Raw genomic sequence first — 13,610 nt, 5'->3', positions numbered from 1 at the left:
GTAACAATTTGTATTTAACAGTCTAATCATTCTTTTAACCTATGGTGAACATTTTCTCTTTAGTGGGTTGGAGAGCCGCAGCCCGGAGCCAAACGGCAATAGGCACCACGCTGCTAACGGCTTTCATGATGATTATGTCGCTGAGTGTCTGGGCTCAGGACAAGCAGGTATCTGGTAAGGTAAAAGACGCTAAGGGGGGTGCAATGCCTGGTGTTAGTATCGCCATTAAAGGGTCCAGCCGTGGTACAAACACTGATGCGGACGGTAATTTTAAAATGGCAGTACCAGATAAGGCAGTTCTCGTTTTCAGCTTTGTGGGTTATGAACCACAGGAAGTTCAGGTTGGTAACCGCAGCACCGTTGATGTAACATTGGCAGAAAGCAGCCAGTCTCTGAACGAAGTTGTTGTAATCGGTTACGGTACGGTGAAGAAAAAAGATCTTACTGGTGCCGTTAATGCAATCGGTTCCAAAGATTTCAACAAAGGGGTTATTATCTCGCCAGAGCAGCTGATGCAGGGTCGTGTACCAGGTGTTGCCATTACTCAAGGTAACGGTGAGCCGGGCGGTCCGATCAACATCCGTATCCGTGGTACGTCTTCAGTACGTAACGGTAACAACCCGCTGTTTGTTGTTGATGGTGTACCACTGAGCGGTGACGAAACTTCGTCAGGTGGTGATAACTCAGGTATCGGTTCGTCTTCAGCCCGTAACCCGCTGAACTTCCTGAACCCGAACGATATCGAATCAATGGACATTCTGAAAGATGCCTCGGCAACAGCGATCTACGGGGCACGGGGTGCAAACGGTGTTGTGTTGATTACAACCAAAAAAGGGAAAGGTGGTAAAGGTACACTGGAGTATTCACCATCCATCGGTATCAGCAACATTACTAAAAAGTATGACCTGTTGAGCCCGGATGAATACGCTAAATTACAGCCAACCAACGACCGTGAGTCCCGCACTGACTGGCAGAAACTTCTGTTCCGTACGGGTATCACGAACCAGCAAAACCTGTCATATGGTGCCGGTGATGCAAGCGGTAACTACCGTTTCTCATTAGGGTATCTTGATCAGCAGGGTATTATGGAGAAAAGCTCGCTGAACCGGATCAGCATCGGTGTAAACGGTAATAAGAAGTTTATCAACGACAAACTGAATATTGGCATTCAGACAACGGTATCACAGACGAAAGATGGCAACATCCCGGTCACCGATAACGCTGGTTATCAAGGCGACTTGTTAGGTAATATCCTGAAAACGAATCCAACCCTGCCGGTTTATAACAAAGATGGTACGTTATATCAATCATCAAACGTGGCAGAACCAAACCCACAGGCACTGCTTGATCTGTCAAAAGATAACACAAAAACGCTGCGTGCGGTCGGTAATATCAACCTTGAATACGAAATTATCAATGGGCTGAAATTTAAAACCGTATATGGTTTTGACAAATCAATGTCGTCCCGTAAGGCTGCCTTTTCAAAAGACTTAGGCTATCAAGACATCAAGGGGCAAGGCCGCCTTTATCTTACGGACATTCAGATAGATAATACCTTGTGGGAAAACTACTTTACTTACAACAAGCAGTTAGGCAAAGTAGACCTGAATGCCCTGTTAGGTTATTCTTATCAGAGCTTTGAATATTTTTACCAGAAGGCATCTGCTACAAACTTTCGTACTACTGACCTGGACCTAATGATTCAGAACGCAGCTTCGGCGAACTTTGACCCAAGCCAAAACCTGATCGGTAGCGTGCTGAGCAACACGAACTATACGAAAGACGAATTACAGTCATTCTTTGGTCGTGTAAACCTGAGCATGGGTGATCTGATCGTAACCGGTACGTTGCGTGCTGACGGTTCAACACGTTTCGGTACCAACAACAAGTATGGTTACTTCCCATCAGCAGCGGTTGCCTATAAGCTGATCAATCAGGACTTCATTCCTAAAAACATCTTCCAGGATCTGAAAGTGCGCTTCGGGTATGGCGTTACGGGTAACCAGTCAATACCACACAATCTGTTCGTACAGCGTCAGCGTTATGGTGATTATAATATCGGCACTCTGGCACCAGGTGGTACTCCTATTAACGGTGGCGGCCTGAACTCCGTTGCCTTCCCGAACGCTGACCTCAAATGGGAATCGGCCACACAGATTAATGGCGGTATCGACTTTGCCATTGCAGGCAACCGCGTTTCAGGTAGTATCGATGTGTATAACAAGAGTACCCAAAACCTCTTGATTCAGGTAGCGTCGGCTCAACCAGCGCTGACTCCGTTCGTTTGGAAAAACATTGACGGTAACGTAATCAACAGTGGTGTTGAACTGGCGCTGAACTTTGTTGCCGTTGACAAAGCAAAATTCGGCTTAGACATCAGCGCTAACGGTGCCTTCAACAAGAACATCCTGAAAAATTACGGTGGTATCATCAACACAGGTGGTATCAGCGGTCAGGGTCTGACAGGAGCTTATGCACAGCGTATTGCCAATGACCAGCCGTTGTTCGCTTACTTCCTGAGAGAGTTTAATGGCTACGATGACCAGGGCAACTCAATCTATGTTGGTGGTGACATTCAGAAGTTTATTGGTAAGTCGCCGATTCCTAAATTCACGGGAGGCTTAACAGCTAACCTGCGCTACGGAAACTGGACGGCCAGTATGTTCTTCAACGCAGTAGCCGGTAACTACATTTATAACAACACGGCTAACGCGTATTTTACAAAAGGTTCATACAACAACGGGCGTAACGTAACCCGTGATGTTCCAGGGCTGGCCGAAGGTGCCTTCAACGCACCGGACGTATCAACCCGTTTCCTGGAAAACGGTTCATTCGTTCGTTTCCAGAACCTCAACATTGGCTATAAGTTCAACACCGGTAACTCGGCTTTGTCGAACCTGCGTGTATACCTGACTGGCCAGAACCTGTTCGTTATTACCAAATACACAGGTCAGGATCCTGAGGTAAACACGAACAAGTCACTGAACGGCGTTCCATCTTTGGGCATTGATTATACTGCCTACCCGCGTGCACGTACATGGACATTAGGCGCAAGCTTTACTTTCTGATCTTGATTGACTTTTTCCCTTTAAAATCAATATGAGCAAGAGCAACTCATTAGTAATACTTAGTGTCGGGGTAGTGGCAGCAGTTGTAACCGCTTGTACCGACCTGAATGTGAAGGAAACTTCTTCTATTGTTGTACCGCAATCAGCCTCAGGTTCGTTTTCCGGTCTGCCCAATGTTACGGATGCCCTTCAGGCATCCTATAATAACCTTGGTAATAACTTCGCGAGTCAGCAAGACATCTATTCACTGGGCGTACACGTAACCGCCGAAATGATCCCGCCAACCCGTGGTGTAGACTGGGGAGATAACGGCGTATGGCGTACCCTGGATCAGCACACGTGGGACGCTACGCACGCCTTTGTACTGAATTCATGGAATAACCTGAATTCGGAAGTATTCAAGGCAACACAGATTATTGCCACAACAAGTGCAACCAAAGCACAGGTTGCGGAAGCCAAGTTTCTGCGTGCCTGGAATATGTTCCATGTAATGGACTACTGGGGTCAGGTTCCGGTCCGGGATGTTAACCAGGGAGTAAACGACAATCCGAAAGTATTATCGCGTTCAGAAGCGTTTGACTACATCGTAAAGGATTTGACAGAAGCACTGCCTGACTTAGCAGAAGCTAGAACAGCAACGTCAGTAAACCCGACAGCAACGAAGGCATCAGCGAATTACCTGCTCGCAAAATTGTATCTGAACAAGACCGTTTACAAGTCAGCCAAGCCGGAAGGCCCTTATACGTTCGACAAAGCAGACATGGACAACGTAGTAAAATATGTTGATGCAATTACAGCAGCAGGCTTTAAACTAAGCCCGAACTACTTTGATAACTTCACGAAAAACGCAACCAGTGAAATTATCCTGACAGGTGCCCAGGGGTCACCAGAGAGCCGCTGGATGATGACATTGCACTACAATCAGAAGCCATCTGGTTGGAATGGCTTCGCGACCCTGGCTGATTTCTATGACAAATTCGAAGCTAACGACACTCGTAAGGGCGTTGCGCCGAAAAAAGATGGTACTCCGCTCTCTGGCATTGGCCGCGGATTCCTGATTGGCCCACAGTATGACGAAAAGGGTGCCGCTATTATAGATGAACGCTCTAATAAGCCGCTATCTTTCACCCGGGATGTACCATTATCGGGTGCTGCTACCGATAAAGGTATCCGCGTAATTAAATATCACCCGGTTGATGCCAACAAGTACATAATCATCCGTTACGGTGATGCCTACCTGATGAAGGTTGAGGCATTATTCCGCTCAGGTAATACAGCCGGTGCACTGACTGCCATTAATGATCTCCGCAAGTTACGCGGAGCATCTGCTCTCACTTCGGTTAAAGAAGACGATATCTTTGACGAAATTGGCCGCGAAACCTACTGGGAAGGTGGCAAGCGTACGGTTGAAGTTCGCTATGGCAAATTCACTACCGGTATAGGTGTTGACAACAAAAACGCGTATACGGTTCTGTATCCGATCCCATCTGATGCCATTGCATCTAACCCGAACTTAAAGCAGAATACTGGTTACTAATATCATTTTCTTCCTTTTCTTTGTTCAACAAAAATGCTCGACTAGTCGAGCATTTTTGTTAACTTAAGTTCCTGTTTAGTATGACTATTATCCGACTCACTCCTGCTTTTGTTCTCGCCCTGCTGCTTTTGCTGGCAGGCTGCACATCCGATCCCGATGTAGATACTATTTATACTTCACTAAAACCGGATCAGGCAAAGATTCTCTTAAGTATCGATGCAAAACCCTTTTATACAGATGAAACCGTATTTACTGGTAGCATCATGGTGAACCCCACCGGTTTCCGGGCAAACCTGACCGATGAAAAGCAAAGCAATATTATCATAACGTTCAGTAGTACAGACTGGTACAAATCCCATCCGGCTCACGTACCCGTTACTATTGATAATCCGGGCGCAGCCAGCATTCTGATTGGCAAACTGGTTGACCCCATCAACAAAATCGGCGAAGGCTACCTGATGACCGACGGGCAGATTTATATAGAGTCCTTCAATAGAGACCGCGCCGTGATCCGGCTGGAGGGCAAAATCGCCCGGTATGGCAACCAGAATCAGCCGTCAACCTGGAATACGGTCAAGGGGATCATTGTGTACCGTCAGCCCAAAATTGTCAGTGTTGGCATCTCTGACAAAGAGTTATTTTACTAAAACAGGATGTTTTAGCCTACCGAACTAACCTATGAAACGAATTAATATAGCAAGTCTGGCCGTCATGCTTTTAGCCATGTACTTGTGTGTATCCTGCTCAACACGAAAAACAGACACGCTCTTTGAGCGGATGGACAATGAAGCCATCGGTGTCGACTTTCAGAATAAGGTGGAAAACCGCGAAGACTTTAACATTTTCAGTTACCGTAACTTTTATAACGGGGGGGGCGTAGCCGTAGGCGACATCAACAACGACGGCTGGACTGACATCTTCTTTACCTCCAACATGGGGTCCAATAAATTGTACCTCAACAAGGGCGCCAGTGCCGACGGTAAATGGCAGTTTGAGGATATTACCGAAAAGGCCGGCTTAACCGGCAAAGGGAAATGGGCGACCGGCGTAGTAATGGTGGATATCAACAACGACAAACTGCTGGATATTTACGTCTGTAATGCCGGTTATCAGAAAGGCGTCGGGCAAGAAAACGACCTCTACATCAATAACGGCAATCAGACGTTTACCGAATCGGCCAAAAAATATGGCCTCGACGAAGGCGGCTATACCACTCATGCCGCTTTTCTGGACTACGACCGCGACGGTGACCTCGACTGCTACATCCTCAATAACAGCTTTATCCCGGTTAACACCTTAGACTTTGCCAACAACCGTAATCTCCGGGCCGAAGATTGGCCGGTCAAAGATTTCCTGAAAGGCGGAGGCGATAAACTGATGCGTAATGATAACGGCGTTTTCCACGATGTCAGCAAGGACGCCGGTATTTACAGCAGCCTGATCGGCTTCGGCCTGGGGGTCACCGTGGGAGATGTTAACGGCGACATGTATCCCGATATTTACGTCTCAAACGACTTTTTCGAGAAAGACTACCTCTATATCAACCAGCGCAACGGGACGTTTACCGAAGAAATTGAGCAGCGGATGAAACACCTGAGCATTGCGTCGATGGGTGCCGACATGGCCGATATCAACAATGACGGGTATCAGGAAATTTTTACGACCGAAATGCTGCCGCGTGACGAGAAGCGGTTGAAAACAACCACCTCCTTTGAGACTTTTTACCTTGCTAAACTCAAACGCGACCGTGGTTTCTACAATCAGTTGCAACAAAACTGCCTCCAGCTCAATAATCAGGACGGAACATTCAGTGAGATTGCCAATTATGCCGACGTCGCTGCCAGCGACTGGAGCTGGGGGGCTCTTATGTTCGATGCCGACAACGATGGGTATAACGACATCTATGTTTGTAACGGCATCTACCACGACGTTATTGATCAGGATTTTATCGACTTTTTTGCTAACGATTTAGCCCAGACTATGGCCATGTCGGGCGAAAAAAAGCAGTTCGACGAAATCGTCAGGAATATGCCTTCGCGGCCGATTCCGAACAATTTCTTTCATAACAATAAAAACCTGCGGTTCTCAGAGCAGGGCGACGAGTTCGGCTTTGCCGATCCATCGTTTTCAAACGGTGCGGCCTATGCCGATCTCGACAATGACGGTGACCTGGATCTGGTGGTCAACAACGTGAATCAGCCCTGTTTTGTATACCAGAATCACTCCGAACGCCATGCAGAAACCAACCATTTTATCAAGGTCAGTCTGAAAGGCGACGGACAGAATACCTACGCTATCGGCTCTAAAATCGAGCTGTTTGCACCAAAGCAGATTTTCAGCCGGTACATTGCACCGGCACGGGGTTTTCAGTCGAGCACCGAATACATACAAACTGTTGGATTAGGTGCTTTGACGCAGCTGGATTCAGTGCGGGTTACCTGGTATGACGGCCGGGTTACCGTCGTGAAAGAACCCAAAGCGGGAACAACGCTTACGCTTTCGGTTAAAGACGGAAAAACCGGAATTAAGGCCGCTGAACCCGCTCTCAAGCCCTTGCTAACGACGGTTAACAGCCCGTTTGCGCCCCATGTTGAAAACAGCTACGAGGACTTTTTCAATGAGCGGAATATCCCGATGAAGCTCTCGAACGAGGGGCCGAAGGCAGCTATTGGCGACGTAAACGGCGATGGCCGTCAGGATATATACATCTGTGGAGCTAAAATGCAGCCCAAGCAGCTCTACATCCAGACCGCCGCCGGCTTTAGAGCCACAGATCAGGATGTCTTCAAAAACTTCACCGGTTTTGAAGACACAGCAGCCGAGTTTTTTGATGCCGATAAAGACGGTGATCTCGATTTATACGTTGGCAGCGGCGGCAATGAAGCCGCCATGGGCTCCCGTGAGTTGATGGACCGCCTGTATACCAACGACGGTAAAGGCAACTTCTCCATTAATGCCCGGGCTTTGCCACCCAACACGATGAATACGTCGGTGGTCCGGCCGTATGACTTTGATAACGACGGTGACCTCGACCTGTTCGTTGGCAGCCGGAGCTATCCCGGACAGTATGGGCTGAACCCGCAGCATTTTCTGTATGAAAACAATGGCACCGGCGAGTTCCGCGACGTCACCAGACAACTGGCCCCGGAACTTTTTGAGGCTGGTATGGTACGGGATGCTGCCTGGGCCGACCTCAATGGTGACCAGAAAAAAGAACTGATTCTGGTTGGCGACTGGATGGCTCCGCAGGTCTACCGCTTCCAGAATCGCCGGCTTACAAAAACCGACGACAAACTCAGCGAGCTGAACGGCTTCTGGGGCAGTGTTGGCGTACTGGACGTTGACGGCGATAAAGATCTCGATCTGGTATTGGGCAACATCGGCGATAATTTCTCCCTGAAAGCTACAGCCGAGGCGCCGTTAAAGCTATGGATCAATGACTTTGAAAAAAACGGCACACTCGACAAGGTGATGACTAAAACCCTCAATGGCAAGGATGTTCCGGTATTTCTGAAGCGCGAGATGGCCGAGCAGTTTCCGTTTCTGAAAACAAAAATCCTGAAACACACCGACTACGCCACCAAAACACTGCAAGATCTGTTTCCGTCTGACGTGCTGAACGCGTGTCAGGTAAAAACGGTCAATTATAAAAAGTCAATCATTGCCGTTAATGATGGTAAGGGACAGTTTACGGTGCAGGAACTACCCGATGCGGTGCAGTTGTCGTGCATCAACGCCATTACCTGCGAAGATCTCAACGCCGATGGTAAGAAAGACCTGATCATGGGCGGAAACTTCTCAGAGTTTTTACCGCAACTGGGCATGATTGATGCCTGCCGTGGTCTTGTGTTGCTGAGCCGGCCGAAAGGCGGCTTTAACGTGGTGCCAAACCGGCAAAGCGGGTATCTGGCAGACGGCGAGGTCAAACAGATCAGCCCGATTGTCATCAATCAACAGAAATACCTTATTACGCTGGTGAATAACGCAGCTCCCAGACTGTCTAAACTGGCCAACTAACATGCAACGAATCAGTCAACTACTGGTATCCATACTGCTGCTGTCCGGCATGTTCAGTTGTCAGCAACCCAAAAATACACCGGCCATGTTCCGGCGGCTCGACGCTGACCAAACGGGGCTGGCCTTTTCAAACGACCTGAAACCGACCAAAGACCTCAATATTTTCAGCTACATGTATTTCTACAATGGCAGTGGGGTTGGTGCGGGCGATTTTAACAACGATGGCCTGATTGATCTTGTCTTTACGGCAAACCTGCAGGAAAACCGGCTTTACCTCAATCGCGGGAAGCTGACGTTTGACGACGTAACGCCTAAAACTAACATCAATCAGGAGAAAGGTTGGGCTAACGGCGTGTCGGTAGTCGACATTAACCAGGACGGCAAACTGGATTTATACATCAGTCAGGTGGGTGGTTTTGCGGATTTCAAAGGACATAACCTCCTGTTTATCTGTAAGGAAATCACCAAAGAAGGGGTTCCCGTGTATGAAGAACAGTCGAAAGCCTATGGCCTCGATCTGGTTGGATTGGGCACACAGGCAGCTTTTATGGATTACGATCTGGACGGCGATCTGGACATGTTTCAGCTTAATCATTCTGTACACCAGAACGGTACATTTGGCTTTCGTCAGGCATTTCAGGGCAAAACACACCCTACTGCCGGTGACCGCTTTTTCCGGAATGATAACGGTAGGTTTACCGAAATCACCGCTCAGGCAGGTATCATCAGCGATGTGCTGGGCTACGGCTTAGGTGTCGGCGTCGGCGATGTCAATTTCGACGGCTATCCGGATATGTACATCGGTAATGATTTCCACGAAAATGATTATCTGTATATCAACCAGCCTGGCACCAATGGCCGGACGTTCCGCGAGGATCTGACGAACGAAATGGCACATACCAGTCAGTTTTCGATGGGAATCGACATTGCCGACATCAACAATGATCTTTACCCCGAAATTATTTCGCTCGATATGCTGCCGGCCGACCGCGAAATCCTGAAACGGTCGGAAGGGGAGGATTCCTATAACATTTTCAAATACAAAATCCGCCAGGGATACAACTACCAGTTTGCCCGCAATAACCTACAGCTCAACAACGGCGATAACACGTTTTCGGAGATTGGTATGTATGCCGGTGTACACGCAACGGACTGGTCCTGGTCGCCCCTGCTGATGGATTTCGACAATGATGGACGGAAAGACCTCTTCATTTCCAACGGTATTCCGAAGCGGATGAACGACATCGACTACATTCAGTTTGTGTCTAACGAAGACATTCAGCAACGGCTCGAACGGAAGGAAATAGACGAAAACGACGAGTCGCTCATTGACAAGCTGCCGGAGATCAAACTGCCCAATAAGTTCTTCCGCAACCAGGCCGACCTGCATTTTCTGGATTTGCAGGATGCCATTGAAAATGACAAACCCTCCTATTCCAACGGAGCTGTTTATGCCGACCTCGACAATGATGGTGATCTTGATGTGGTAACCAACAACATCAACGATAAGGCGTTTGTCTACGAAAACCTGGCAAATGCCTATGCCCCTCAGCAAGCGTCGCTGACCATTCAGCTGAAAGGTCCTTCCCGGAATCTGAATGCCATCGGCACAAAGTGTCTGGTATACAAAGGTACCGAACGGCTTGTCTACGAGAAGTTTCCGGTACGGGGCTTCCAGTCGAGTATGGAGGTTCCGCTGAGTGTTGGGCTGGGCAATAAAGCCGACATTGATTCGGTGCTGATCATCTGGCCGGACCGGCGTTATCAGAAAATCGCGTTTGACAAACCGGCCATTACCGTTACGTATCAGACCGGGCTGCCGGTATTCGACTATGCGGCACACCGGCCAACGACTGATACTCCGTTAACCTTCACGGATATTACGCAGAAAACCGGCCTTAACTACCGCCACGTTGAAAACAACTATACCGAGTTTGACCGTGAAGCCCTGATTCCGAATATGGTCTCCATGGAAGGCCCGGCACTGGCGGTCGGCGACGTGAACCACGATGGCCGGCAGGATGTGTTTGTGGGAGCAGCCCGGGATCAGGTCAATGCGCTGTTTCTGCAACAGGCGAACGGCACATTCAGCCGGAGCCGCCAGCCAGCGCTGGCCGCCGACAGTGTATACGAAGACGTTGACGCGGTTTTTGTGGATGTAAATCAGGATACTCATCCGGACCTGGTCATTGCCAGCGGCGGCAACGAGTATGCCGGTACATCCGAATACCGCCAGCCCCGCCTGTATCTGAACGACGGTAAAGGCAATTTTACCCGCAAAACCGATGCGTTTCCGAACGTTTACCTGACCGCTTCAGCCGTACGGGCCGTTGACATGAACGGCGACGGGAGGCAGGATCTCTTTATCGGTGGCCGTACCATCCCGTTTGAATATGGCAAAGCGCCGGAATCGTATTTGCTCCAAAACGACGGCACAGGCCGGTTCACTGACGTAACCGCTCAACTGGCCCCGGAACTGAAAACCGTCGGGCTGGTGAAAAACGCAGAATGGGTCGATATCGACAAGGACAATGATCAGGATTTGCTGCTCACCCTCGAATGGGACGGTATTTGCCTGTTCGACAATACCGGTGGCCGCTTTACCAGGCGTATGCTGATTCCCAACAAAGGCTGGTGGAATTTTAGCCTGCCCGCCGACTTTGACAACGACGGCGACATTGATATTCTGGCGGGAAACATTGGTCTGAACAGCCGCCTGAAAGCTTCCCCTGAGCAGCCGGTCCGGCTCTACGTCAGCGACTTCGACAATAACCAGAAGATGGATCAGCTACTGAGTTATTACCTCAATAACGAAGAAGTCATTTTTGCCAACAAAGCCGAGACCGAAAAGCAGTTTCCGTTTATTAAGAAGAAGTTCATTTACGCCAAAGACTTTGCCAAAGCAAGCATGAGTGACCTGATCGGCGAAGACGTGTTGGGCAATGCCAGCGTACTGGAAGCCAACTATTTCGAAAACGCGATACTGTTGAATGACGGGAAAGGCAACTTTACCGTAAAAGCATTGCCATACAGCGCCCAGCTTGCGCCTTACTATACGGCACAACTCATTGATGCCAACGGCGATAAATTACCGGATGTAGTCATGGGCGGCAACTTCTACGGCTGTAATATCCAGATGGGCCGCTACGATGCCGATTACGGCAAATTACTGATTAACAAAGGGAAAGGTGAATTTGCAGTGACCTCACTTGGCAAACTGCCGGTTACGGGCCAGATCAAACGCATCGCTACGCTACAGCTAAACGGCAAGCCGGTGCTGGTGATTGCCCGGAACGACGCGACCGTACTGGTTATTGATCCGGAAAAAACAAGCCGTGTTACCCCAGCTAAAACGCCTCAGTAACACGGCCATCGGGTCGCTAAACTTATTTTTTGAAATAGCCGATAAACGCTTTCCGGATGTCGCTTCGCAGATCGCCCGGATTCGATTTGTCGGCTTTTTCTATGCCTTTCACGCCCGGGTTTTCCGGTGTCAGGAAACTCATACCGAATTCCTTACCGGTCATCAGGAAATCGCTGATGGCTACTTTATACACCTTGACCGGATCAACAGGCTGCCCTTTTACCGTCCAGGTCTGACCTGCTTCGTTGTATTGCGCCCCATCGTAATGCAGAAAACCACCCCGCCCTTTATTCTGCCGGCCGGTAGTCAATACCTGCTTTAACAGCTCGCCGGTCATTGATACGGTTTGTATTTCGCCGCCAAACGGCAGAATCCGGACAATGTCATACTGGGTAATATTGCCCTTCAGTACATCATCCACCCGGATTGATCCGCCGTTGTATAGCGACACATCAGCATCCGGCGCCGCCGCATGAATGGCTTTGGCAATCAGATCGGTCAACACGGTCGTCTGGTTCCGGACCGATGCTTCGCGGCCATCCCACGGCTCAGTGGCCACTGTCACGACCTCTGTTTGGTTGAAACCCATATCGCGGAAACTTTTATCGGCAATCTGCTGCCATTTCTGTACTACCTGCGCGGTTGCCGGTTCATCCGGAATGCTGCGGTCAATCGTCTTCAGTTCCGAAACCACCTTTACCTTTTTAGTCCGTTTATTGATCAGCAGGCGATGGATGTAGGCGGTTTTGGCATTGGCGTCGGCCTTACATACCGTCAGATTTCCCACCGGAATCCGCATATTGTCATGATCGTGTCCGCCCATGATGAGTTTCAGGTCAGGCAATGCTTCGGCCAGCCGCTTATCGTCTACGGCATTAATATGTGTCAGCGCTACCACAAAATCGCAGTTGGGCTTCAGGCGGGCATATTCCTGTTTAGCCGCCTCAATCGGATCCGCAAACTGCACATATGGCTTATTTACCGGGATCGTTACAGCCAGTACACCGATTCTGGCAGCAGGAGTATTGAGGATAACCGAGGTTGGAAACAGTTCCTGTTTACCATCGTGGTCTTTATGAAACGGCACATAATCTGCACCCTGCTTTTGTTTGGCATTGGAAACCAGCCACTGGAATGCCGACTCATTGATGCGCTCCTGCAGGTTGACCGGTTGGTTATCGTCCAGATCAAACTCATGGTTTCCGAAGGTAGCATACTGCACGCCCGACACATTCATGACATCCACCATCTGCTTCCCGCGAATCGTTTTGCCGTTTTCTTTCAGCGTACCGATAACGGATGGGCTCAGAAAATCACCGGCATGGAAGAAATAGGTCTGCGGGTTTTGTTTTTTCAGCTGCTGATTAAGTGTTGCTACTCGTGCCATACCCCCGATTGCGCCGTTATCGAGTGGCGTAATCTCGTATACGTCATTGATATGCAGCAAGGTGACTGGCTGAGTAGTCCGGCACCCTGTGATCCATAGCGAGAGGACCAGCAAAAAAAGACTGTATTTATACTTCATAGTCAAAAGGTTTCGTACAATGATGGTACTATACGCAAATTAGGTCTATCTATGCATTAAGTTATTGTTTACTGATCAATATCACCTATTTAATCCTTA

6 protein-coding genes are annotated in these 13,610 nt (G+C 49.0%); 5 read left to right on the top strand and 1 reads right to left on the bottom strand.

Going from position 1 to position 13,610, the window contains the following annotated elements; translation table 11 throughout:
• Positions 1-41 precede the first annotated feature (41 nt).
• The 5 genes from BLX24_RS24650 to BLX24_RS24630 all read left to right on the top strand — a co-directional run bounded on the left by BLX24_RS24650 (position 42) and on the right by BLX24_RS24630 (position 11,986).
• Positions 42-3,068 (top strand): SusC/RagA family TonB-linked outer membrane protein, encoded by a 3,027-nt coding sequence (locus BLX24_RS24650; protein ID WP_071505889.1) that lies wholly within the window; start codon positions 42-44, stop codon positions 3,066-3,068.
• A 31-nt stretch (positions 3,069-3,099) separates the two neighbouring features.
• Positions 3,100-4,605, top strand: a complete 1,506-nt coding sequence (locus BLX24_RS24645; protein WP_071505888.1) for a RagB/SusD family nutrient uptake outer membrane protein — start codon at positions 3,100-3,102, stop codon at positions 4,603-4,605.
• Positions 4,606-4,685: 80 nt separating this feature from the next.
• Positions 4,686-5,252, top strand: a complete 567-nt coding sequence (locus BLX24_RS24640; protein WP_071505887.1) for a hypothetical protein — start codon at positions 4,686-4,688, stop codon at positions 5,250-5,252.
• A 31-nt stretch (positions 5,253-5,283) separates the two neighbouring features.
• Positions 5,284-8,622 carry a VCBS repeat-containing protein gene (locus BLX24_RS24635; protein ID WP_071505886.1) on the top strand — a complete coding sequence of 1,113 codons (3,339 nt, stop codon included), beginning with the start codon at positions 5,284-5,286 and terminating at the stop codon, positions 8,620-8,622.
• 1 nt (position 8,623) lies between these two features.
• A complete protein-coding gene (locus BLX24_RS24630) occupies positions 8,624-11,986 on the top strand; it encodes a VCBS repeat-containing protein (RefSeq protein WP_071505885.1) in 3,363 nt (1,120 codons plus the stop codon).
• Between the two features lie 22 nt (positions 11,987-12,008).
• Here BLX24_RS24630 and BLX24_RS24625 read toward each other — a convergent pair whose 3' ends face one another.
• On the bottom strand, positions 12,009-13,511 hold the full coding sequence (locus BLX24_RS24625; RefSeq protein WP_083422156.1) for a bifunctional metallophosphatase/5'-nucleotidase: 1,503 nt from the start codon (positions 13,509-13,511) through the stop codon (positions 12,009-12,011).
• Positions 13,512-13,610: the final 99 nt, after the last annotated feature.

The sequence above is a fragment of the Arsenicibacter rosenii genome (assembly GCF_001870735.1).
Lineage (GTDB): Bacteria > Bacteroidota > Bacteroidia > Cytophagales > Spirosomataceae > Arsenicibacter > Arsenicibacter rosenii.
This window is presented reverse-complemented; position numbering and strand designations above follow the sequence as displayed.